1 protein-coding gene is annotated in these 398 nt (G+C 53.0%); it reads left to right on the top strand.

What is annotated here, in order from left to right; genetic code table 11:
• A partial coding sequence (locus KDM89_RS20125; RefSeq protein WP_329604709.1) for an ABC transporter permease occupies positions 1–398 on the top strand: 398 nt, incomplete at both ends.

A 398-nucleotide genomic window follows, 5' to 3' on the forward strand; every position in this document is an offset into this window, starting at 1 on the left:
CCTCACCGCTGGCAGTTGTCAAAAAATGGATAGAGTATGCGAGTCCGCTGGAAGCCTATGATCCGGCCAGCATGAGCCGCCTGGCCTGGATTTTTTCGGGTGAGCTGATCCGTGACACTTTAGGCAGTATGTATCGCGTCGTGGTGGGTTTTATGATCGGTGCCGGACTGGCCTTGCCACTAGGATTGGCGATGGGCTCCAGTCAGCGTGTGTATGCTTGGATGAATCCGCTGATACAGGTATTGCGCCCGATACCACCGATTGCCTATATCCCGCTCTCTATTTTGTGGTTCGGATTGGGTAATCCACCGGCAGTATTCCTGATTTCTATCGGTGCTTTTTTCCCGGTGCTGATGAATACCATCGCCGGTGTGCGGCATGTGGATGGCATCTACATT

Origin of the sequence: Cognatundibacterium luofuense, assembly GCF_018139685.1 — a bacterium.
GTDB lineage: Bacteria > Pseudomonadota > Gammaproteobacteria > Burkholderiales > Burkholderiaceae_D > Undibacterium > Undibacterium luofuense.